Origin of the sequence: Pelagibius sp. 7325 (genome assembly GCF_037652055.1) — a bacterium.
GTDB lineage: Bacteria > Pseudomonadota > Alphaproteobacteria > Kiloniellales > Kiloniellaceae > Pelagibius.
The window spans coordinates 563,985-586,584 of sequence record NZ_JBBKAH010000003.1; the positions used below are offsets into that span (position 1 = coordinate 563,985).

Sequence of the window (22,600 nt, forward strand, 5' to 3'; positions counted from 1 at the left end):
CCCTCGCTTGACCTCGGCAGTATTGCGAGTCATTCTCATTCTCATCCGAGACGCTGATGGATGCCGATGCGATGGATTCTGCCCTTTCCGCCTTTCCTGCACTGCCCCGCCCCCGCGGGACCGCCCCGCGTAGTGTCGCCAATCTCGCCTTCGCCGAGATCCTGGTGATCTGGGCGCTGCGCCGCTACACAAATTGCCGCCTGGGCCGGGAAGCGCGCACCGCGATCATCGCGCCGGAGTTTTCGCGCGCCCTGGGATTGGCGCGCCTGGAGGAGAACCTCACCACCTTTGCCGACCTGGCCGACTGCCTGGCGAAGGCGGCCCGCCTGCCGCAAGCGCTGTCCGCGGTCGAGGATGACCGCATCAACGCCAGCGAGGAGGCCGTGCTCTCCACCCTGGCGGCCTTCCAGCACGGCGAGGACGCCCAGGCCGAGGCACTCGGCGAATGGTGTCTGCTGCCCGCCGGCCGTGCCGGGTTCATCGCCGGTGCCCGCCGCCTGGCGCTGAGCTTGCGCGAAGCCGGCCACGTCATTCCTTACGAAATGCCGCGCCGGCGCCGCCTCGCGCTGGAAGGGGAAACCGGAAGCGACAGGACGCTGCCGTCGGCGGCCGACATCGCCGGCCTGCAGCCCGTCGAGCGCGGCCTGGTGACGGCCCTGCGCCTGTGGGTTGCCGCCTTCCGTCAGCAGGAGGACAGCCTGGCCGCGGCCCGCCATCACTTCGAGCGCCAGTTCAACAGCTCCGAAGCGCTGTGGGGCGACCGGCGCAGTGGCGGCGACGCGGGCTTGAGCCTGCATGCGGTGCTGCGCAACACCACACTAGCCGCAACGCGCCCGGTCGATGTGCGCTGCCCGAACTGCCCCGGCCTGTCACCCGACGAAGCGCGCCTGCTCGACGCCGTCGCCTGGCTGCAGCGCGACATCGGCGAACCGGCGCAGGCCGCGCTCAGCGACTGGCTGCCGCCGGCGGCGCTGCGACTGACGATGAGCGCAGCGCGTGGTCTAGCCCATTCTCTCCTAGCGGCAGAGGAAATCCTGCCGCTGCGCGACTGGGACTTCGCGGCGCTTGGCGCCGCGGCCGAGCCGGGCCCCGCCGTCACCGCCGGAACCGGCACCGAGCAAAGCGAGGAAGCGCAATGGCAGGACAGTCGCACACCGGCGACACCGACGCTGCACTGATGCACGCCCCGGGCAAGGAGATGCAGGCCATGCGCAAGCCCGGCGATCCTGTGCCCCACGTCATCTTCCGCCTGCGCAGCGACGGTGTCTGGCTGGAGAAGTCCAGCGAGGACCTATTCAAGGGACGTATGGTGGTGGTCTTCGCCGTCCCCGCCGCCTTCTCGACCGCCTGCTCCGCCCGGCACCTGCCGGGCTATGTGGCGCTTGCCAAGAACATCAAGGCCATGGGCATCGATGAGATCTTCTGTGTCGCCGTGAACGACGCCTTCGTGATGAACGCCTGGGCACGCGACCAGGGCATCGACGGCGAGGTCACCCTGCTGCCCGACGGCAACGGCGATTTCGCCCGCGCCATGGGCATGCTTGAAGACCGCAACGACCTGGGTTTCGGTCAGCGCTCCCGGCGCTACGCCATGATCGTGCGCAACGGCATCATCGACGCCCTCTTCGCCGAGGATCCGCGGCGCGGCGCCGATGCCTTCGAGGTCAGCGACGCCATCACCCTGCTCGACTTCCTCGACCACCAGTCCCCGCGCGCCGTCGCCGAGTAACGCTCTTTTCCATTGCGCCGCTTTGAGCCATCTCAAGGAGGCTCTGGCCGGTTGCGCTAGGCTGCCTTGTCCAGGCAGTGTGACGCCCTTGGGCAACCAGCGCGAAGGATGGCCCCTTGTCGAGCAAACCGACCGAGCCGGTCTCAGGCCACAACGACGACACCCAGAACCAAGCGGCAGTCCTGGCGCTGCTCGCCGATCCGGCAACCTACGGTGCCGGGGTCGATGACGTCCAGCGCATCGACACGCACGGCGCCATCGTCTTCCTGGCCGGAGACCGCGCCTACAAGGTGAAGCGGGCTGTCGCCTATCCCTACATGGACTTCTCCACCCTGGAGCGGCGGCGCGTTCTGTGCCTGCGCGAGCAGGAGATCAACAGCCGTACGGCGCCGGATCTTTATCTCGACGTCGTGCCGGTCACTAAGACCGCGTCGGGCCTGGCATTGGGCGGCGAAGGCAAGGCGGTCGAATGGGTCCTGGTGATGCGCCGCTTCGACCAGGACCAACTGCTCAGCCGTCGGGCGGCGGCAGGCCAACTGACGGCGCAGACCATGACCGCGCTGGCCGACGCCGTTGCCCGCTTCCACGACGCTGCCGAGCCACGCCAGGATATCGCCGCCGGCGCCAAGGCGATGCGCTGGGTGATCAGCGAGAACGGCGAAGAATTCGCCGAGCGCGCCGACCTCTTCGACCCGGACGCGGTGCGGCGCGTGACCGAAGCCGCCCTGGCGCAGCTCGACCGTCACGCCGCGCTGCTGGACGCCCGTGCCGCCGACGGCAAGGTCCGCCTTTGCCATGGCGATCTGCACCTGCGCAACGTCGTGCTGCTGGACGGCAAGCCGACCCTGTTCGACGCCATCGAGTTCAACGACGCCATCGCCTGCATCGACGTCATCTACGACCTCGCCTTCCTGTTGATGGACCTTGAGCACCGCGACCTCAGGCCCTTTGCCAACCTGGTGCTGAACCGCTACCTGCAGCGTCGCGACGAAGCGGAGGCGCTGGCGCTGCTGCCGCTGTTCCTCTCCGCGCGGGCCGCCGTGCGCGCCAAGGTCGCCGCCAGCCTGGAGGCCGTGGCCGGCAATGACGGCGACGAAAACAAAGTCGCGCGCCGCACGGAGGCCGCGGCTTACTTCGAGTTGGCCGGGCGCTACCTCGATCCCCCGCCGCCCCGCCTGGTCGCCGTCGGCGGGCTGTCCGGCACCGGCAAGACCACCCTCGCACGCGCCCTGGCGCCGGACTTCGGCGCGGCCCCCGGCGCCCTGCACCTGCGCAGCGATGTGCTGCGCAAGCAACTGGCCGGCGTCGACGAATTGGAGCACCTGCCCCCCGAGGCCTACAGCGCCGAAGCCAGCGCGGATGTCTATGCCGCTCTCGTCGCGCGGGCCTGCCAGGCGTTGGCCGCCGGGCATGCGGTCATCCTCGATGCTGTCTTCGCCCGGCCCGAGGAGCGCGAGACGGTCGAAGCGGTGGCCCGGGCCGCTGGCGTCGAGTTCACCGGCCTGTGGCTGCAGGCCCCGCCGGCCGTGCTGAAGTCCCGAGTCAGCGCACGCAGCGGCGATGCCTCGGATGCCACTGCCGCGGTGGTTGAACAGCAGCTGACCTATGATCTTGGTGTCGTTTCCTGGCATCCAATCGCGGCCGGCCAGCGTGTGGCAAAGCTGCGCGACGAAGCAGGCGAAATCATCAAGAATTCGCCCTAATTCAGCCGATTCTTTGTGGCTTGTTAAGGTTCCGCGTGCTATCCCGCGCGGCGTTTTGCCAGACGGTCCGGCAGGCCCCGGTCATGGAACCATTCAGCCGCCCGCCCGTCGACAAGGTAGAGATTAACAGTGCCAAGGAGGCAACGGGCGGATGACCCCCGATCCCATCGGTTCCCAGTCGGTTTACGAGAACAACGTTCGCGAAGAGGCCAGCAGCACCAAGCGCTGGGCCCAGGGCGATCTGGCAACCCTCGCCCGCGACCTGGTCGACAAAGTCGGCATTGAGGGCGCCATGCGATATTGCCACAGCCTGGGCTGGGGCGGTGTGCTGCGCCAGGTCGAGATGCTGCGCTCGCAGCGCTCCTAGATCGCCGTCACGCAAAGGCAGCGTGGGCGGCTGTCTATCCATGCCAGACACCCATAGTCATACCGCTTAATCGAAAAGGATTGTTAAGCATTTCCTGAGAGGGTCGTGGCGCGCAAGAGCCATCCCGTCCGACAGTCGGAGCCGCGGCGCTTATCAAGGGACATGCCGATGACCGACGCCATGGGCCGGGTAGGCCTCAACCCCCGGCAGGCCGCTGACGGCGGTCGCGACATCGGGACGCTCGCCCACGAAAATCCTCTCCTACCCGACGTTCCCGACCCCTTCCCCTCCGCGGTGCTGGCGCAGATGGTGCTCGACGAAGCACCATCGTTGCCGCTGCTGCAGGGCGCCCTGGCAACCACCGCCGAAGGTCCCTTGGAGACAGCGGCCGTACCGCGCACGGCCGGCGGAGGCGGCAGCCGCTACGACAGCGACTTCAGCGCGGTAATCGCCGGCCTGGAGGCCAGCGAAATCACCGGCACCGCCTCCCCGGTGCCGCCCGTCTTCTTGCGGCTGTTCGTCGACGATGAGGGAGCGCCGCTCTCGCTCACCTTGCCAAGGGCCGTTTCCGGCATACCGGCTCCCGGTGCGGGCCGGGGTGCGACCATCGACCGCACTTCGGGCACCGTCATCACTAGCCCCAACAGCGGCGACAACGGTTTAGGTGGCGAAGACTCCGGTTCCGGCAGCGAGGGCACGGACATCAAAGGCAGTGACTCGGACGCCGTCCTGGGCAGGACACCGGCCGGCCCCGGGGCGGATCGAGCGCTGTTCACCGTGCACTTCGACACGATAGACTTCACCTTGGTCGACGCAGGCGGGTACCTCGATGGCACTCACTATTTCGCGAGAAATGGCGACGACATCGTCATTCTGCCGCCAAATGCAGCAACGGCACAGGCCGCTGGCTTCACCGTAGGAACCCTGTTTCTCGCTGGAGAAGGCAACGACCAGATCACCGGTGGTGAACTCGACGATCGGATCGACGGTGGCATCGGCGACGACAGCCTCATCGGTGGTGCCGGCGACGACACGCTCATCGGCGCATCGGAGAGGGACACTCTCGACGGCGGTTCGGGCAACGACCTGCTCGACGGCGGCAGCAATAGAGACCTTCTGATCGGCGGCGACGGTGATGACACGCTCCTCGGCGGGGCGAAGAGCGATATCCTCAATGGCTGGGCCGGAAACGATTTATTGGACGGTGGCAATGACCCCGACCTTCTGGTCGGCGGCGGCGGCAATGACACACTGCTTGGCGGCAACGGCTCGGACACACTCTACGGCGGCGATGGCGACGACAGCCTTACCGGCGGTCTCCGCCGCGACGACTTCGTCTATTCGCTGACGACCGACGAAGGAAACGACACGATCACCGACTTCCAATCCGGCAAGGGTGGCGACACCCTGGCGATCGCCGACCTTATCGATATGAACGGTGACGGCAGGATCGACACCGCCGATCTGGATGCCAGCGGCAGCGTGACCGGCGCCGACGGAGGAATCGTCATCACCTTCGACAGCGGAACCAGCATCACGCTGGCCGGACTGGACGGCACCGGCATCGACTCCTTTGGGGCCCTCAGCAGCCAGGCCAAAGTGAACATCGATCTCGTTTGACCAGACGGCCGTCACTCTTTCGAGGGATATCCGTCCTCTCCGGGCTACTCCCTCTGCCCGGATTGCCGCGCAGCGGCCGCAAAGTCAAAGTGCTTCTCACGCCGACTCGATGACCTCATCGAACACCTTCATCGGCGTGTCCTATTTGCCAGACACTCCCTGCTTAACGACTGCCCCGGCGCCCAGGCGCCGGGGCATTTCTTTTCGTGCGGGCCAGTTCAGTCCAGCAGAAAGCCGTTGGCGAGGGGATCTTCCGCTTCCAGGGTGAAGCGCGCCTCACCGTGGTAATGCGCCTGGCCGGAGACCTCGACGACGACGGCGCGGTAGGGGCCGGCACGGGTTTCTTCCACGGCGGTCCCGTCAAAGCGCGAACCGACGATGCTTTCGAAGCGTCGCGTCCGTCCGAGGGCGATCTCGCCGCGCGTCCACTGCAGGGCGATGCGCGCAGAGACGCCGGAGCCGGTCGGGCTACGGTCGACTTGGCGCCCGGCGAAAACACACACGTTGCGCGTCGGCGCCTCGTCATAGGCGTCGCGGCCGTCGGTGAAGATGGTCCCGTAGAGAAAGGCAAGGTCATCGTCCTCGGGATGACTGAGTCTCACCTGCGCTGCGGCAGCCCCGGTGATTGCCGCACCGGCGTCGGCGAGAAGGTGTGCCGGCGACTTGTGGACGTCGAGGCCGATGCTGTCCGCCGCGAGGATTGCGTAGAACGCGCCGCCGTAAGCAATGTCCAGCTGTAGCGGGCCCCACTCGGCGGTATCGACCATCAGCTCGCGCGCGAAGACGAAAGACGGCACCGAGCGGAAGCGCACCCGTCCGCTCTTGCCGTTCTGCACCGACACCACCGCACGGACCAGCCCGCAGGGCGCCTGGATGGCGACCTCGGTCTCGGGTTCGCGCACCGTGACGAGACCGGAGTCCACCGCCCAGCGCCCCAGAGCCACGATGGCGTGGCCGCACATGGTGGAATAGCCCTCACCGTGCAGGAACAGCACCGCAAGATCGGCCTCCGGATGGTCGGGCTCCACCAGCACGGCCCCGTACATATCGCTGTGGCCGCGTGGCTCGTGCATCAGCAGGCGGCGGAAGGTGTCGTGGTTAGCCAGCGCATCGCGCCGCTTGTCCAGCAGCCGTCGGCCGGCGAGCTTCGGGTAGCCCGAGGTCACGATGCGCAGCGGCTCGCCGCCGGTATGCATCTCGATGGTGGTGACTTCGAAGGCGCCGGCTAGAAAAGGCGTTGAGGCCACGGCTCTTCTTCCACCGCCACGGGCCGGTCGTAGAAGCCGACCCGACGGCTTTCCTCGCCGGGCAGCGGGGCGGCATGACAGTCGACGGCGCCCAGGGTGCGGTAGCAGGGCCGCTCGGCGTAAATCAGCGTCGGGAAGGGATCGGCGCAGCCGGCCAGGGCGCCCGCCGTCAGCAGCAGGACCGAGAGGGCCGCGCCCGCGCGCAGGAATTTTCGCCTCTCCACCGTTCTTTCTCCTTTTCGCCCCGCTGTTCGATCAGCTTTCCCAGCAGCATAGCCCAATCCGGGCAAGGAGGGGCAAGCGGCGAAATCGGCGGGGTTCGAACCGGAGGGCAAAAATGAGTGAGGCGCACCGTGCATCCTGCCCGGTACGCCTCACCCTCCCCCCAAGTCGCGTCCTCCCAAGTGAAAACCTGGGTCCGGCACTCCGCAGAGCCGCCGGCCGGCGCGCCATGGACCCTAAAAGGCCTCCATCAGATCGCCAGGTACTGGTGGCGCAGATCCTCGTCGTCGAGCACCGCCTGGGCGGTCCCGTCGAAGACAACCTGGCCCATGTCGAGAATGATTGCCCGGTCGGCCAGGTGCAGAGCCGCAATGGCGTTCTGCTCCACGATGATCGTGGTGAGCCCCAGCGACTTGATCTCCTCGACGATCTTTTCGATCTCGCGCACGATGACCGGCGCCAACCCTTCATAGGGTTCGTCCAGCAGCAGCAGCTTCACATCGCGCGCCAGCGTACGGGCCACCGCAAGCATCTGCTGTTCGCCACCGGAAAGCGTTATGCCCTCCTGCTTGCGGCGCTCGGCAAGGCGCGGGAAATGCTCGAAAAGGCGCTCGATGCTCCAGCCGTGGGGCTTCTCGATCTGCGCCAGGCGGAGATTTTCCTCTACCGTCAAGCCGGCGATGATGCGCCGGTCCTCCGGCACCAAGCCGACGCCGACCCGCGCGGCCTGATAGGCCTGCATCTCGTGCAGCGGCTGGTGGTCGAGCCAGATCTCGCCATGGGTGAGGCGCGGATCGGCCAGCCGCGCGATGGTGCGCAGGGTCGAGGTCTTACCGGCACCGTTGCGGCCCAGAAGGGCGACGATCTCGCCTTCGTGCACGTTGAAACTGACGTCCTGCACGATGTAGCTCTCGCCGTAGTAGGCCTTGAGGCCCCAAGCGGAGAAGTAGGCTGGCTGGGCGGCGGCGCGCGAAGCCAGCGCCGCCGACTGGAACTCGCCGAGTGCGCTCATATGTGGGCTCCTCCCAGGTAGGCGTCGCGCACACGCTGGTCACCTTTGATCTCTTGTGGCGCGCCCTCGGCAATGATGGTCCCCTGCGCCATTACCGACACGCGGTGCGCCAGCGAGAACACCACGTGCATGTCATGCTCGATGACGATCTTGGTGATGCCGCGCTCGCCGATGCGCTTCAGCAGGTCTATGGTGTCGTTGGTGTCGGCACGCGACATCCCGGCGGTCGGCTCGTCAAGCAACAGCAACTTCGGGTCCTGCACCAGGCACATGGCCAATTCCAAGCGCCGCTTGTCGCCGCGCGAGAGATGTTCCGCCTTCATGTCCTTCTTGTCGATCAAGTTGACTTCTTCCAGCAGGTGCTCCGCCTTCTCCGTGACCTCCGCCTGACGGTCGACGCGCCGCCAGCCGTTCATCTTGAAGGCGCCGTCGCGCTTGGCGAGAGTCGGGATCAGCATGTTCTCCAGCAAAGAGAGATCGCCGAAGATCTCCGGCGTCTGGAACACGCGGCAGACGCCGGTCTGGTTGATCTGGTGCGGGGCGAGGCCCAGCAGCGACGTGCCGTCGAAGTCGACGCTGCCGGTATCCGGCACCAGGCGCCCGACGAAGCAGTTCAGCAGGGTCGACTTCCCGGCTCCATTGGGGCCGATGATCGCATGGACGCTGCCCTGCTCCACCGTCAGATTGACGTCATTGAGGGCACGCAGGCCGGCGAAGCTCTTGTTGACGTTCTTGACTTGCAGAATGCTCATGATCCGGCCCTCACTCGGCGCTGTGCGGCTGTTGCACCGCCGACGACACCCTGGTCGTGCCCGTGCCACGGCGGAACACGCCTGAAAGGCGGGTCAGGCCCTCGATCACGCCCCCCGGCATGAAGATGACGATCAGCATGAAGACGGCGCCGAGCGTCAGGTGCCAGCCCTCGCCGACGAAGAGACTGAGCACCCCGGCGAGGGGATCGGCCAGCCAGTCGGGCAGGAAGTCGAAGATGCTGCGCAGGGCCGCCTCATGGATCGACGAAAAGATGTTCTCGAAGTACTTGATGATGGCCGCGCCCAGCACCGGACCAAGCAGCGTGCCGGCGCCGCCCAGGATGGTCATCAGCACCACCTCGCCGGAGGCCGTCCATTGCATGCGCTCGGCGCCCGCCAGCGGGTCGGTCGCCGCCATTAGCGATCCGGCGAGGCCGGCGTACATGCCGGAAATGATAAAGGCCGTCAGCGCATAGGGCCGCGTATGCACGCCGATGTAGTTGAGGCGGTTCTGGTTGGACTTGATGGCCTTCAGCATCATCCCGAAAGGCGACCGGGTGATCTGCAGGGCCACGATAAATCCGAGGATCAACAGCACGGCGCAGACGTAGAAGCCGCTATAACCGGACATCTCCAGCCCGAAAAGGCTGGTGGTCGGCAGGCCGGCCGTCGGCTCCACCCCGATTGCGCGGTCGAAGATACGCGGGTCCTGGTGAGCGAGCTGCAGACCGGTCTCGCCGTTGGTGATCGGCGTCAGCACCGAATAGGCGAGGTTGTACGACATCTGAGCGAAGGCAAGCGTCAGGATGGAGAAATAGATGCCGCTGCGGCGAAGACTGACGTAGCCGATGGCTGCGGCGAATACGCCGGCCATCAATGTGCCGAAGAGAATCGCCGGGACCACGTTCATGCTGAACAGCTTGAACGACCACACGGCGGCGTAGGAGCCGACCCCCAGAAAGGCCGCGTGGCCGAAGGAGAGGTAGCCCGTCAGGCCGAAGAGAATATTGAAGCCGATCGCGAAGAGCCCGAAGATAGCGAACTTCTGCATCAGATCGGGGTAGGCCGCACCGATCGGCGCCAGCCAGATTGGCATGGTCAGCACGGCGGCGCTGAAGGCGGCGACCAGGAAGAGGTCCTGCTTTGTATTGCTTGACTGCATGTCAGCTCTCCATCACGCCCTTGCGGCCCAGCAGGCCACGCGGACGAACCAGCAGGATCACCACGGCAACCAGGTAAATGATGATCTGGTCGATGCCGGGGAGGATGCTCTTCACCTCGTTCATCGAGGCGAAGGACTGCAGGATGCCGAGCATGAACCCGGCCAGCACGGCGCCCGGCAGCGAGCCCATGCCGCCGACAACGACGACGACGAAGGACAGGACAAGGAAGTCCATACCCATGTGGTAGTTGGGCGGCAGGATCGGCGTGTACATGAGGCCGGCCAGTCCGGCGACCACCGCAGCGATGCCGAAAACGATGGTGAAGCGCCGCTCGATGTTGATGCCCAGCAGACCGACGGTCTCGCGGTCCTGCATGCCGGCGCGCACTACCATGCCGAAGGTGGTGAACTGCAGGAAGGCGAAGACCAGGGCGATAACCACCAGCGAAAACGCGAGATAGACCAGGCGCCACCAGGGATAGACCACCGCGTCGCCGAGCCCGAAGAGCGCGCCCACCGCGGCACTGCCGGCGACCGCCTCGGGTGCCGGCGTGGGGATCGGGTTGGCACCGAAGAAAGCCTTGACGATCTCCTGCAGCACGATCGCCAAGCCGAAGGTCACCAGAATCTGTTCCGCGTGGCTGCGCTTGTAGAAGTGCCGGATCAGGCCGCGTTCCATGGCCAGACCGATCAGCAGCATGACCGGAATGGCGAGCAGAATCGCCAGCGGGACGGCAAAGTCGATCAGCGTCGTGCCGAGATCGCCGAACCAGATCTCCAGATAGGGAATTTCCTTGTAGGCATCGAAGAAGGTGATGCTCTCATCCTTCACCTGCTTGGAAATGGTCAGCAGCTTCTGCAGCGTCACCGCGCAGAAGGCACCCAGCATGAAGATCGCCCCGTGGGCGAAGTTCACCACGCCCAGGGTGCCGAAGATCAGCGTCAGGCCGAGCGCGATGAGGGCGTAGGCACCGCCCTTGTCGAGCCCGTTCAGAACTTGAAGAAGGATTGCATCCATTGCGGCTCTTCCAGTGTCTTGTCCCCTCCCCAGCGGGCAGCTGCCAGGAAGGGGAACAAGATACGATCTGTGCCGGCTGCCGTTGGGCAGCCGGCACAGACAACGCTAAAGGACCTTAGACCTCGTACGGGCCGAGCTCGCCGCCGAAGAGCGACGGATCGTACTCGACCTGGCTGCGCGGCACTTCCTGCACAACCTCGAGCAGGTCGAACTGGCTGGAGGGGTTCTCCTTGCCGCGCACGACCAGCACGTCCTTGAAGCACTGGTGGTCGGCGGCGCGGTATTCGGTCGGGCCGTTGCCCATGCCGTCGAAATTGAAGCCTTCCAGCGCCTTGATGACTTCCGGCGGATAGAAGGTGCCGGCCATCTCGCAGGCGTTGGCATAAAGAATGGCCTGGACATAGCAGGTCTGCGCGGCCTGCGACGGCGGGAAGCCGTACTCCTGGCCGAAGGACTTGACGAAGGCCTTGGAGCCCTCGTCCTGCAGCGACCAGTGCCAGTTCGTCGAACCGAGGATGCCCTTGATTGCGTCGCCCGCGCCCTGCGCCATAAGGCGCGAGAACAGCGGCACGACGATCTCGAAGTTCTTGCCGTTCACCTGCTTGTCGCGCAGACCGAATTGCACGGCCTGGGTCAGCGAGTTGACCATGTCATTGCCGTAGTGGTTCAGGATCAGCACGTCGGCACCCGAATCAAGCACCGGCGTGATGTACTGCGAGAAGTCACCGGCGCCGAGCGGCGTCTTGACTGCGGCGACGGTCTGCCAGCCCATTTCCTCGGTGGTGTTCTTCATAGACTCTTCCTGGGTCCAGCCCCAGGTGTAGTCAGCGGTCAGGTGGTAGGCGCGGCGATCCTTGCCCATCTCCTTCTCCAGCACCGGGCCTAGCGCGCGACCGGACATGTAGGCATTGAAGAAGTGCCGGAAACCGTAGCGGCGCCGGTCCTTACCGGTGGTGTCGTTGGAGTGGGTCAGGCCGCACATGAAGACGACGCCCATTTCCTGCGCCAGCGACTGCACCGCCACGGCGACGCCGGAGGACGAGCCGCCGGAGAACATGATGACGCCGTCTTTCTCGATCATGCGCTTGGCCGAGGCGCGGGCCGCATCGGACTTCGTTTGGGTATCGCCGGTCACATAGGTGACCTTCTTGCCCAGGACGCCGTTCCCCTTCAGGGACTTCGGCGTCATCGTGTTGAGCATGCCGCCGTCACCCTCGCCGTTGATGTGCTTCACGGCCAGCTGATAGGCGCGCAGTTCGTCGGCGCCCTCGTCGGCGTAGGCACCGGTCTGCGGCACGTTGAAGCCGAAGGGCACCGTCGCGCTGTTACCCGGGTTGTTGCGGAATTCGGCGCCGAAAGCGTGGCGCATGAAGAACGTCGGGACTGCGACGGCGCCGCCAAGGGCGGCACCGCCCTTCAGCACCGTACGGCGATTAAAGCCGGTGGGGAACTTGACCATAGATTTCCTCCCATTTGTTTTTCTTGGGTGCCCCGCCGGACGTTTCCGGCGGGCGTTGCGCGGGGCAAACGCGCGGGTGTTCCGTAAAGAGAACTACCGGAAAACAGTCAAGAGGACAATAAATCCTTGTTATAAATGGGATTTTCTGTAAAAATATTAGTCTGACTGAGCGTGAATGTGTGAAAAGTTTACATTGCGGCGCACAAGATGCCGCGAATTGAGAGACTTACCGCCATGGCCCGCCCCCTCATCGGCCTGAAGATCCGCGAGCGCCGCAAGGAGATCGGCCTGACCCAGACCGAACTCGCCGGACGGGTCGGCATCTCGGTCTCCTATCTGAACCTCATCGAACACAACAAGCGCAGCATCGGCGGTCGACTCCTTAAGCAGGTCGCCGACGAATTGAACGTCGGCCTGGAGGTACTGGACGGCGCCACCGAGCAGCGCCTGGCCAGCGACCTCAACGATGTGCTGGCGGACCCGCTGCTCGACCATATCCGCCTCGATCCGCAAGGCGTCGGCGATCTGGTCGGCCGCCATACGGGCTGGGCCCAGGCGCTGGTGACACTGCACCGTGCCTTCCTGGATCGATCCCAGGCCATGCACGCCCTGGCCGACCGGCTGAACCAGGACCCCTTCCTGGGCGACGCCGTTCACCGCATTCTCACGAACATCTCGGCGATACGCTCGATCTCGGAGATCCTCACGTCGGTCGACGACGTCGATGCCGAGCAGCAGCACCGCTTTCACAGCATCCTCTCGGAGGAGAGCGCGCGGCTGTCCACCGCCGCACAGGGGCTCTCCACCTTCTTCGACAAGGCGCACACGGCGACCCGCTCGACGACCCCGGCCGAGGAGGTCGATGACTTCGTGCTGGAACATCACAACTATTTTCCTGCCCTGGAGAGCGCGGCCGAAGACCTGCGCGCGGCGCTGGCGGCAACGCCGCGTGAGCTGGAAGACCGCATGCTGGAACGGCTCGCCACCGACCACCGCCTCACCGTCAGTCGCGCCGGGCCGGCGGAGGAACGCCTGCTTTCCGCCCGCGCCCCGCTGCACTACAGCCCACACGGCAAGCGGCTGATCCTGTTGGACAGCGGGGCGGCGGCGACACGCCGCTTCGCCGTCGCCCGGCTGCTGGCGCGCCTCAGCTTCGCCGCGGAAATCGAGGAGATCGTCGACGCCAGCACGACCCTGACCACCCCGGCCGCACGCGGCCGTGCCGCCGGGGCGCTGCAGTCCTACGGGGCCGGCGCGCTGCTGATGCCCTACGACGGCTTCCTTGAGGACGCAGTGAAGGCACGCTATGACGTCGATCTGCTGCGCCGCGCTCATGGCGCGAGTGTGGAGCAGGTCTGCCACCGGCTGGTGACGCTGCGCCGGCCGGGCAACGAAGGCATTCCCTTTGCCTTCATGCGCTCGGATCCCGCCGGCTTCGTCACCAAACGCTTCCCGCTGGCCAACCTGCCACTGCCCCGCTACGGCGGTGCCTGTCCACTGTGGGCCGTCTATCAAGCTTTCCAGACGCCGGAGACGGTCGTGCGGCAGTTGGCGGAGTTTCCCAGCGGCGAGCGCTTTCTCTTCGTCGCCCGGGCAGTGATGAAGGGCGAGGCCGGCTACGGGCAGCCGCGCCCGCTGTTCTCGATCATGCTGGCCTGCGATGCCCTCTACGCCGATCAGACGGTCTACGGTGACCGCCTGGACCTGACCGCCGGCGCTCCGGCAGACCATATCGGGGCCACCTGCCGCCTCTGCGCACGCAACGATTGCCCGCAGCGCCAGGAAGATGTGATCATTCAGCGGCAGGTCCTTCCGGCCTGAGGGCAGCCCCCTGCCCGACGAGGCTTGACCCTCCCACGCCATGGCGTGCTAAGGGAGGCACACCAACAATAAGGCGGCCGTCCCCAAGGTCCGGGGCAGATGCCGCCATAGACAGGGAAATGATCTTCATGGGGAAATGGTCCCGATGCGGGTGATGATTGTCGAGGACGAGCCGAATATCGTCGAGTCTTTGAGCTTCATCTTCAGCCGCGAAGGCTGGCAGGTTACGGCGGCGCTGGACGGCGACACGGCTATCGAGCGCCTGCTGAGCGAAGCGCCTGATATCCTGGTCCTGGACGTTATGCTGCCGCCGCACAGTGGCTTCGAGGTGCTGAAGCGCGTGCGCAGCGAACCCGGCCTGAAGCACCTGCCGGTCATCGTGCTGACCGCCAAAGGCCAGGAGAAGGACCGGCATACGGCCCTGCGGCTAGGGGCAGACGCCTTCGTCACCAAGCCGTTCTCCAACCGCGATATCGTGCAGCAGGTGCGTGATCTGGCCGCCAGCAAGCAAGGCGCCGGCGGCGGCGGCGCGTGACGGCTTAGACCGAATGATGGCCGGGTGGCATATCGTCACGAATCCACCCGGTCACACTCCGCTCTAGCCTTTGGGGCCGAACAGCAGCCAGAGCAGGAAGCCGAGCAGCGGCAGAACGAGGATCAGTAAGATCCACAGGACCTTGGCGCCGGTCGAGGCGCCGCTCTGCACCGTCTTCACGATAGCCCAGATGTTCGCGATCAGCAGCAAAAGGCCGAAGAGGCCACCAATTTCAATTCCCATGCACAGGCCTTTCTCAGGAAACTTGTCCCAGATTCTTATGGAACGCCATGCTTATGGCACGGCACCGGCCGGCAGGGAAGTCCTGCCGGCCGGTGCCGAATCCAATGCCACCGACGTATGGTCGGCCTCACTTGCCGGCGATCACCGCGCGCAGCATCCACACTGCCTGTTCATGGAACGCCATGCGGTCAGTCAACATCCCGGCGGTCACCACGTCGTGCTGCTCTTCGGCCATGATGGCCGCCTCGCGCAAACGGCGCACGATGCGCTCGTGATCGGCAACGAGGTTGACCACCATCTCCTCGGCGGAGGCGTTGCCGGTATCCTCGGCGATCTGGGTCAGCGCGATCATTTCGGTGATGCTGGACGGGGCCGGATGGCCGAGAGCTCGGACGCGCTCCGCCAAGTCATCGACCGCCTCGAAGAGATCGCGGTATTGCTCCTCCGTCAGGCGGTGCAGGGAGACGAACAGCGGGCCCACGACATTCCAGTGGTAACCCTGGGTCTTCACCAGCAACAAATAAGTGTCGGCGAGAATGCCGGTCAAATTGCCGGCGAGACGCTTGCGGTTTTCGAGTCCGGTTTCCGGGTTCTCGACATCGGTCTTCATCTGCAGCACTGAGCTGGACATGGTTCTCCTTTCTCGCTGTCGGTTCTAATGAAACAACGGCGAGCAGAGGAAATCGTTCCCCAACGTCAATCAGGCCAAATATGCGCGAGGGCCTCCCGCGCCCGGCTGGCGAGAGCCTCGGCTGCGATCTTCTCGTCGTCGCGCAGCGGTGCGCTCCGCGCCGCCTCGGCCTGGCGGCACACCACCTGCTCCTGTTCGCGACAGTCGTCCAGCAGTGTCTTCCAACCGTCATCTTCGAAAGCTGCGCGCGCGCGCGCCAATGCAGCATCCAGCAGACTGCGCTCTTCCGGCGGACCACCCGGAATGTCGTCTTCGGCGATCATCCGCTCAGCGAAGAAATCGGCGTCAGCGGAGCGCTGGTCCGCAAGTGCCTGCAGGTCCGGCGCACGCGGATCGTCGGCGATCAGCTCGGCAGCGAGCGCCGCGTGGCTCGCTGAAGACCGGCAAGCCGCCACCAGGTCGTGCAGGGCAATCAGACGATCGTCACGCAGAATGCTCACGCATTGCCTCCTCTTCGGCAGCTGGCACCTCGCGGAGCGGTGCGAAGACCTCCAGAGCACCGGGCAGTATTTCAATGACAACCGGCGTGCGGCCGTTCAGTTCCCCATCGACATCGACGTCGCGCGGGCGGCGCGTGCGCAGTTCGACCCGCCTGGCCCACTTCACCTCCGCCTCCGCCGTGCGGCGCAGCCAGCCGAAGCGCAACGCCGGCAGCATCGATAGCATGGCGAAAAAGCCTGCCGGGCGCAGATAGTAGACCCTGAGCCAGCCATCGTCGATTTCGGCCGCCTCGTCCATGGTCATGCCGCCGCCGTAGTGGCGTCCGTTGCCGACAGCAATCTGGGTGCAGCGAATGCGCCGGCGTTCACCGTCGATGACGAGTTCGGCGGCGAAGGGACGGTGGCGGCGAAAGGCGGACCACGCACTCAAGGGGTAATTCAGCACGCCGAGCAGGCGCTTGCGTGCGCCTTCGCCTTCGTGTTCGCGCACCACCTCAGCGCTGAGTCCCACGCTGGCGACGTTGAAGAAGGGCTTGCCGTCGATCAGCCCGAGGTCGATGCGCCGGCTGACGCCGGCCGTGATCACGTCGGCCGCCTCAAGCGGGTCGAAGGGAATGCCGAGGCTGCGGGCAAGGTCGTTGGCGGTACCCAGCGGCAATAGCCCGAAGGGCCGCTCCAAAGTCATGAGCGCCGGCGCAGCGGCATTCAGGGTGCCGTCTCCACCACCGATGATCACCGTCGCCGTACCGGCGTCACGGATATGGCGGCACAGATCGTCGATCGAGTCGGGTGTTTCGTGCAGCACATCGAGACCGCCGTCCACCAAGCGCTCCATAACCGGCGCCAGGTCGCTATCGGCGCCGCCGCTATGTTTGTTGGTGAGGAGCAGCGCTGGACGGCGGACTTGCACCACGGCTGATCAACTCCTGCTGTGGCGGGCGCTGAACAGGGCAACCGCGCCGATCAGGCGAACGTCGACGTCAGCGAACTGCGCCGCCAGTGCCGCGCGCAGGCCGTCGACATCGTCCGCTTCGTTTCCGAAAATCCCGCGCTCGTTATAAAAACGCATCACCCGACGGCCCAGCGCATTGTGGGGCACGCCGCGGCCCAGGATAGTGGCGCCGAATACCCGGGCGCCGTCGCTCAGCAGCGGCTTCAGATATGCGAAAGCCGCCGCCTTGCGGGACAGCGGCCCGGGCAGGCAGTGCAACAGGTAAGTAATCCCCAGGGAGTCGAAAGGTTCCACCGGCAGATCGATGGGCTCCAGCACGTTGGCACAGTAGCGCTCAGGCCCGTAGCGGGCGACACGCGACGCCGCGGTTTCCAGGCACAAGGGGTTCAGGTCGAGCAGGCCGAGACGGGGAGATTCAGTCGGAAATCGACAACGGTCGAGGAAGTATCCTGTAGCTACGCCGGCGTCCAGGTGGTTGGCGCTGACGTTGGCATCGTAAAGTGCCAGCAGCGCGGCCGTCGGGCAGCGCCACAGGAAGCGGTTGGAGAAGCCGAGGACCACCGCATCATAGAGCCTCAGCGTGCGGTGCGTATAGACTGCCTGCCCCGCCCAGGCATCCGAAACCTGTGGCAGAGTTTCCGCCGGCTCAGCCACGGACATCGACCACGACGCGGCCACGGACCTGGCCCTCCAGGATATCGTTGGCGAGCGCCGGCAGGTCCTCCAGCGTTGCGTCGTGGATCATGGCGTCGAGCTTCTCCATCGGCAGGTCGCGGGCGAGCCGCGTCCAGGCTTCTTTGCGTTCTTCCGGTGGACTCATCACGGAATCGATGCCCAGCAGGCTGACGCCGCGCAGCAGGAACGGGATCACGGTGGTTTCCAGTTTGTTGCCCCCGGCAAGCCCCACCGAGGCAACCGAACCACGATAGGCAATCTGCGGCAGCACGCAGGCAAGCGTCGAGCCGCCAACGGAATCGATACAGCCCGCCCAGCGTTCCTTGTCCAGCGGGCGGCCACTCGGCGTGGCGATCTCGTCGCGCGCTATGATGGTCGTCGCGCCCAGGCCCTTCAAATAGTCGTGGGTTTCGGCGCGGCCGGTGGAAGCCGCAACCCGATAGCCGGCGGCGTGCAAAACGGCGATGGCGACCGAGCCGACACCGCCCGCCGCTCCGGTCACCAGCACCTCACCCTTCTCCGGCGTCACGCCGTGCTTCTCCAGCGCCATCACCGCCAGCATGGCCGTGAAGCCCGCCGTACCGATCGCCATCGCGCGCTTGGTGGTGAGGCCCTCCGGCAGCGGCACCAGCCAGTCGGCCTTCACCCGGGCCTTCTCGGCGTATCCGCCCCAGTGCTGCTCGCCAACCCGCCAGCCGGTGAGAACCACCCTGTCACCCGGCTTGAAGGCGGGATCGCTGCTGGCCTCGACGGTACCGGCGAAGTCGACGCCGGGCACATGCGGATACTCGCGCACCAGCCGCCCCAGGCCGTTCAGTACCATGCCGTCCTTGTAGTTCAGGGTGGAGTACTCGACGGCGACGGTGACCTCCTGTTCGGGCAGTTCGGCCTCGTCCAGTTCGGTGATCTGCGCGCTCACCTTGCCGTCGCTCTCCTCCAGCAGGATTGCTCGGAACATCGTCCGTCTTCCTCTCTATTACCGTTGAAACGCTAGGCCGGCAGCCATTCTTGCAGGACCAGCTCCAGCGTAATGCAGATCGGATTGGCGCCGCGCCGGAAGCGGCCACCGTAAACCTGCGCCTTACCGTCGGCTATGGTGCCGCGCAAGTCGGCGCCAGGATGACCCGCCGCGCCCGAGCGCACCTCGCCGCTCAGCGTCAGAATTTCGATCCCGGGCCCCGGCACCTGGATGGTGTGGTTGCCGGCCTCCAACACCGCGTCGACCAGGCTGCCGACCGCCGAACGTACCAGGGCGTGGGAGATCCCGTGCTCGCGGCAGGCCGCCTCGACCGCCGTCACCAGGTCTTGGTTGGGCCGCAGGCGCACCACGGCAATGCGGCCCAGCCGGCCTGCCTCGAACGTCGCCTCGCCGGTCATACGTTGCTCCCGCCCTTGGTGATCCGGGTCGGTTGGAACAGCGGGTAATTCGTCTCGCTGTCGTAGGCCGCGGCGAAGGCCGCCTCGCGCAGCGGCGTCACCACGGCAACCGCACCAGCGTCCCCCAGCAGCACGTCGCCCGGCGGCAGATGGCCGCCGTGCAGACGTCCTGCAGAATCCACCACCACAGCGTGGCAGTGCAGCAGGGTATCGCCGTCCGGGCCCGGCCCGACGATGCCGTTGGCGCCCAGCAGGGTCACCGGCCCTTCCAGCCAGGTCGGCGGACCGTAGGTGGCGACGCGCTGACCGCTCGGGTCCTCGGCGCCCGTCAGGTAGGCCATGCGCGCGATCTCGGCGGCAACGACCTGGACGGCGGCGTGAGTTACCGCGTGCCCAGCCAGCGCCGCCACGAGGCCGCGCAGCAGGTCCTGCCCGCCCGCCAGTCGCACACGCAGATCCTCAGCCGGGGCCGCCCATTCCAGCAGGCGGCGCGGCTGCAACGGAGCGCCCGGCTGGGTCAGCGTCCTCATTGCGCCGCAGTCTCCGCCAGGTCGCCACGTGCGTAGAGTTCGCTGCGGATGAGGTGCTTCGGCACCTTGCCGTAGCCGGATTTCGGCAGCTCGCGCCAGAAGAACACGCGGCGCGGCTGCTTGTAGCGCGCCAGCTTGTCCTTCAGAAAGCCGAGCAGCTCCTCGGCACTCGCCGTTTTGCCGTCTTCCAGCACCACGACGGCGACGCCGGTCTCGCCCCACTCGGGATCGGGAACGCCGAGCACGGCCACCTCCGCCACCGCCGGATGGGTCAGCAGCACCTCCTCCGCCTCGCGCGGATAGACGTTGGAGCCGCCGGAGATGTACATGTCCGAAGCGCGGCCGGTGATGTAGAGGAACCCCTTGTCGTCTAGGCGCCCAAGGTCGCCGGTGTGGAACCAGCCGTCCTTCAGCGCCTTGGCATTGGCGTCGGGATTGTCGTGATAGCCGGCGAAAACGGCGGGCCCGCGCACGCAGATTTCGCCCTGTGCGCCGGCAGCCAGGCGATTGCCCTCGGCGTCCTTGATGGCGATCTCCATGCCGGTGCGCGCATAGCCGCAGGAGCCGACCGGCATCGCGTCGTCGTCGAGGCTGTGATCTTCGCGCGGCAGCACAGTGATGTTGCCGGTCACCTCGCCGAGGCCATAGTACTGCACGATCACCTTGCCCAGCTTCTGCAGCGCCTCCTTCTGGTCGGCGCGGTACATCGGCGCCCCGGCGTAGATGACGTAGCGCAGCGATGAATGATCGACGCGGTCGACCGCCGGGTGGCGCACCATGCGCGTCAGGATGGTCGGCACGGTGAACATGTTGGTGATGCGATGCTGCTCGACCAGGCGCCAGATCTCCTCCTCATCGAACTTCTCCGAGGCCGGCAGCACCGACCTGGTGCCCCGCGCCACCTGCGAGAGGGCGTGCGCGCCGGCGCCGTGGCTGAGCGGCGCCACCACCAGAGAAGCATCCCCCCAGTGGGTGGTGCCCGGCATCAGGTCGGCCAGGTGATTGTTGGTGACGAAGGTGAGCTGGCCATGGGTCAGCACCGCCGCCTTGGGCCGCCCCGTGGTGCCGGAGGTGTAGAAGAACCAGCAGGGATCGGCGCCATCGACTTCCGCCGGCTCCACCGCTTCCCCCACCCCTTCGGCGATCAGGTCCTCAAAAGCCAACTCGCCTTCGCGCGGTTTTCCGACCACAACGGTGAGCCGCAGGGCGGCAGATGCCTGCTTCACCGCGTCGGCATGCTGCGGGAAGGCGTCGTCGACGATCATCGCCTTCGCGCCGGACGACGAACCGAGGTACGCCACTTCGGCGGGTGTCAGGCGGTAGTTGGTCGGCACCCAGATGCCGCCCAGCGCGAAGGCGGCCCACATGCTCTCGAACATCTGGTTCGAATTGCGCGCCTGCACCAAAATGGCGTCGCCCTTGCCGAGCCCGCGCTTTCTGAGCGCCGCCACCAGCGCATCGACGCGCCGGGAGGTTTCGGCCCAGGTCCAGGTCTTGTCGCCCCACACCAGGGCAGGCGCATCCGGCAGGCGGCGGGCCGTGTCGGCCAGCAGCCGTCCCAGGTTCATCGCGTTTCCCATGACCCTGGTCCTTTACGGCGTTCAGCGGCGCAGGGGTTCGAGGATCGAGACATAGTTGGCGACGGCGGCGCCGCCCATGTTGAAGATGCCGCCGAGCTTGGCGTCCTTCACCTGCATGTCGCCGGCCTGGCCGGTCAGCTGCATGGCGCTGAGCACATGCATGGAAACGCCGGTGGCCCCGACGGGATGGCCCTTGGCTTTCAGGCCGCCGGAGGGATTGACCGGCAGCTTGCCGTCCTTCTCGGTCCAGCCTTCGGCGATGGCGCGGGCACCCTGGCCGCGTTTGGTGAGCCCCATGGCTTCGTACTCCAGGAGCTCGGCAATGGTGAAGCAGTCGTGAGTCTCGACGAAGCTGATATCCTTGAGTGTCGCGCCGGCGGCTTCCAATGCCTGGTTCCAGGCCTGCTCGCAGCCTTCGAAGAGGGTTATGTCGCGCTTGCTCATGGGCAGGAAGTCATTGACCTGCTGGGCGGCGCGGAACACCACCGATTTCTTCAGGCCGAGCGCCGACTCGACGTCGCAGAGCACCAGCGCCGCCGCGCCGTCCGAGACCAGCGAACAGTCGGTGCGCTTCAGCGGGCCGGCCACCAGCGGGTTCTTGTCCGAGACGTTGCGGCAGAAGTCGTAGCCGAGGTCCTTGCGCATCTGCGCCAGCGGATTGGCGACGCCATTGCGGTGATTCTTCGCGGCGATGGCTGCCAGCGCATCCGACTGGTCGCCGTGCTTCTGGAAGTACTGCTGCGCGATGAGACCGAAGACACCGGCGAAGCCGCCCTCGATCTCGCCGTCCTCTTTCAGATAGGAGGCCTTCAGCAGGGTGTTGCCGATCTCGTCGCCCGGAATGCCGGTCATCTTCTCGACTCCGACCACCAACACGAAGCGCGCGGCCTTCGACTGGATGGCCCGCAGACCCTGGTAGACGGCGGCCGAGCCGGAGGCGCAGGCGTTCTCCACCCGCGTTGCCGGCTTGAAGCGCAGGCGCTCGTCGGCCTGCAGCACCAGGGACGACGGGAAGGCTTGGCGCGAGAAACCCTCGTTGAAATGGCCAACGAAGATCTCGTCTACCTCGTCCGGGCCGACACCGGCGTCTTCCAGCGCGGCGAGCGCGACCTTGCCGATCAGCGATTCCACGTCGTCGTTTTCGTGCTTGCCGAACGGCGTGTGGCTCCAGCCGACGATGCAGGCGGTCATGTGCGGTCTCCCTTGGACGTTTCTTCCGGACGGTCGCCGCCGCCCCTCATTGGATAGATATTGGGCGCGAGAGTAGCAAAGCTGCCCTCGCCCGTACAGGCGCCGAAAACACTGGAAATTTCCCAACGAAAACCCTGGATCGCAGTGGCCGTCCGTGGCTTTCTGGGCCCTGCAAACGACGATTCTCCAGGCTGCGGGGAACCATCCCGCCAGCCCCGCGTTATAAGCGCGGCTACGTTCCCGATCGGGGGTAATTTTGAGCGTTTTCCGGGGC

Annotated in this window: 24 protein-coding genes; 7 read left to right on the plus strand and 17 right to left on the minus strand. The window is 66.1% G+C overall.

Features of this window, described 5'->3' with window-relative positions; genetic code table 11:
- Positions 1–71: 71 nt before the first annotated feature.
- The 5 genes from WDC82_RS11725 (at position 72) to WDC82_RS11745 (ending at position 5,419) form a co-directional block, all read left to right on the plus strand.
- The gene (locus WDC82_RS11725; RefSeq protein ID WP_340117500.1) at positions 72–1,178 is read left to right on the plus strand and encodes a hypothetical protein; all 1,107 of its coding nucleotides are present in this window, start codon (positions 72–74) and stop codon (positions 1,176–1,178) included.
- Complete coding sequence (locus tag WDC82_RS11730) at positions 1,136–1,729, plus strand: peroxiredoxin (RefSeq protein ID WP_340117501.1); 594 nt, start codon at positions 1,136–1,138, stop codon at positions 1,727–1,729. The genes WDC82_RS11725 and WDC82_RS11730 overlap by 43 nt, the downstream gene beginning before the upstream one ends.
- A gap of 116 nt (positions 1,730–1,845) precedes the next feature.
- Entirely contained in the window at positions 1,846–3,432 is a 1,587-nt protein-coding gene (locus WDC82_RS11735) for an AAA family ATPase (protein WP_340117502.1), read from the plus strand.
- 151 nt (positions 3,433–3,583) lie between these two features.
- Entirely contained in the window at positions 3,584–3,799 is a 216-nt protein-coding gene (locus WDC82_RS11740) for a hypothetical protein (RefSeq protein ID WP_340117503.1), read from the plus strand.
- Positions 3,800–3,967: 168 nt separating this feature from the next.
- Entirely contained in the window at positions 3,968–5,419 is a 1,452-nt protein-coding gene (locus tag WDC82_RS11745; RefSeq protein WP_340117504.1) for a calcium-binding protein, read from the plus strand.
- Positions 5,420–5,637: 218 nt separating this feature from the next.
- Here WDC82_RS11745 and WDC82_RS11750 read toward each other — a convergent pair whose 3' ends face one another.
- From WDC82_RS11750 to WDC82_RS11780, 7 genes are all read right to left on the minus strand, one after another.
- Positions 5,638–6,666 (minus strand): proline racemase family protein, encoded by a 1,029-nt coding sequence (locus tag WDC82_RS11750; RefSeq protein ID WP_340117505.1) that lies wholly within the window; start codon positions 6,664–6,666, stop codon positions 5,638–5,640.
- Positions 6,645–6,890, minus strand: coding sequence for a hypothetical protein (locus tag WDC82_RS11755; protein ID WP_340117506.1), 246 nt, complete (start codon positions 6,888–6,890; stop codon positions 6,645–6,647). Before WDC82_RS11755 ends, WDC82_RS11750 begins: the two co-directional genes overlap by 22 nt.
- A gap of 248 nt (positions 6,891–7,138) precedes the next feature.
- Positions 7,139–7,900 (minus strand): ABC transporter ATP-binding protein, encoded by a 762-nt coding sequence (locus tag WDC82_RS11760; protein ID WP_340117507.1) that lies wholly within the window; start codon positions 7,898–7,900, stop codon positions 7,139–7,141.
- Positions 7,897–8,652, minus strand: a complete 756-nt coding sequence (locus WDC82_RS11765) for an ABC transporter ATP-binding protein (protein WP_340117508.1) — start codon at positions 8,650–8,652, stop codon at positions 7,897–7,899. Before WDC82_RS11765 ends, WDC82_RS11760 begins: the two co-directional genes overlap by 4 nt.
- 10 nt (positions 8,653–8,662) lie before the next feature.
- Positions 8,663–9,814 carry a branched-chain amino acid ABC transporter permease gene (locus WDC82_RS11770; protein ID WP_340117509.1) on the minus strand — a complete coding sequence of 384 codons (1,152 nt, stop codon included), beginning with the start codon at positions 9,812–9,814 and terminating at the stop codon, positions 8,663–8,665.
- 1 nt (position 9,815) lies between these two features.
- Positions 9,816–10,832, minus strand: coding sequence for a branched-chain amino acid ABC transporter permease (locus WDC82_RS11775; protein ID WP_340117510.1), 1,017 nt, complete (start codon positions 10,830–10,832; stop codon positions 9,816–9,818).
- A 115-nt stretch (positions 10,833–10,947) separates the two neighbouring features.
- Complete coding sequence (locus WDC82_RS11780; protein WP_340117511.1) at positions 10,948–12,291, minus strand: substrate-binding protein; 1,344 nt, start codon at positions 12,289–12,291, stop codon at positions 10,948–10,950.
- A 234-nt stretch (positions 12,292–12,525) separates the two neighbouring features.
- Between WDC82_RS11780 and WDC82_RS11785 the strand changes: the two genes are divergently transcribed.
- Together WDC82_RS11785 and WDC82_RS11790 are read left to right on the plus strand one after the other, a co-directional pair.
- Positions 12,526–14,112: a short-chain fatty acyl-CoA regulator family protein gene (locus tag WDC82_RS11785; RefSeq protein ID WP_340117512.1), complete on the plus strand. Its 1,587-nt coding sequence runs from the start codon at positions 12,526–12,528 to the stop codon at positions 14,110–14,112.
- Positions 14,113–14,257: 145 nt separating this feature from the next.
- Positions 14,258–14,647 (plus strand): response regulator, encoded by a 390-nt coding sequence (locus WDC82_RS11790; RefSeq protein ID WP_340117513.1) that lies wholly within the window; start codon positions 14,258–14,260, stop codon positions 14,645–14,647.
- 63 nt (positions 14,648–14,710) lie between these two features.
- Here the strand turns inward: WDC82_RS11790 and WDC82_RS11795 are convergent, their stop codons facing one another.
- The 10 genes from WDC82_RS11795 to WDC82_RS11840 all read right to left on the minus strand — a co-directional run bounded on the left by WDC82_RS11795 (position 14,711) and on the right by WDC82_RS11840 (position 22,326).
- Complete coding sequence (locus tag WDC82_RS11795; protein WP_340117514.1) at positions 14,711–14,890, minus strand: PLDc N-terminal domain-containing protein; 180 nt, start codon at positions 14,888–14,890, stop codon at positions 14,711–14,713.
- Positions 14,891–15,017: 127 nt separating this feature from the next.
- On the minus strand, positions 15,018–15,521 hold the full coding sequence (locus tag WDC82_RS11800; RefSeq protein ID WP_340117515.1) for a DNA starvation/stationary phase protection protein: 504 nt from the start codon (positions 15,519–15,521) through the stop codon (positions 15,018–15,020).
- 65 nt (positions 15,522–15,586) lie between these two features.
- Positions 15,587–16,021 carry a hypothetical protein gene (locus WDC82_RS11805; protein ID WP_340117516.1) on the minus strand — a complete coding sequence of 145 codons (435 nt, stop codon included), beginning with the start codon at positions 16,019–16,021 and terminating at the stop codon, positions 15,587–15,589.
- Positions 16,005–16,934, minus strand: a complete 930-nt coding sequence (locus tag WDC82_RS11810; RefSeq protein WP_340117517.1) for a lipid kinase — start codon at positions 16,932–16,934, stop codon at positions 16,005–16,007. The genes WDC82_RS11805 and WDC82_RS11810 overlap by 17 nt, the downstream gene beginning before the upstream one ends.
- Positions 16,935–16,940: 6 nt before the next feature.
- The gene (locus tag WDC82_RS11815; RefSeq protein ID WP_340117518.1) at positions 16,941–17,651 is read right to left on the minus strand and encodes a methyltransferase; all 711 of its coding nucleotides are present in this window, start codon (positions 17,649–17,651) and stop codon (positions 16,941–16,943) included.
- Positions 17,620–18,606, minus strand: a complete 987-nt coding sequence (locus WDC82_RS11820) for an MDR family oxidoreductase (protein ID WP_340117519.1) — start codon at positions 18,604–18,606, stop codon at positions 17,620–17,622. Before WDC82_RS11820 ends, WDC82_RS11815 begins: the two co-directional genes overlap by 32 nt.
- Positions 18,607–18,638: 32 nt before the next feature.
- Positions 18,639–19,025, minus strand: a complete 387-nt coding sequence (locus WDC82_RS11825) for a PPC domain-containing DNA-binding protein (protein WP_340117520.1) — start codon at positions 19,023–19,025, stop codon at positions 18,639–18,641.
- On the minus strand, positions 19,022–19,555 hold the full coding sequence (locus WDC82_RS11830) for a PCC domain-containing protein (RefSeq protein WP_340117521.1): 534 nt from the start codon (positions 19,553–19,555) through the stop codon (positions 19,022–19,024). Before WDC82_RS11830 ends, WDC82_RS11825 begins: the two co-directional genes overlap by 4 nt.
- Positions 19,552–21,135 (minus strand): acyl-CoA synthetase, encoded by a 1,584-nt coding sequence (locus WDC82_RS11835; RefSeq protein ID WP_340117522.1) that lies wholly within the window; start codon positions 21,133–21,135, stop codon positions 19,552–19,554. The genes WDC82_RS11830 and WDC82_RS11835 overlap by 4 nt, the downstream gene beginning before the upstream one ends.
- Before the next feature lie 21 nt (positions 21,136–21,156).
- Positions 21,157–22,326, minus strand: a complete 1,170-nt coding sequence (locus WDC82_RS11840) for an acetyl-CoA acetyltransferase (protein WP_340117523.1) — start codon at positions 22,324–22,326, stop codon at positions 21,157–21,159.
- Between the last annotated feature and the right edge of the window lie 274 nt (positions 22,327–22,600).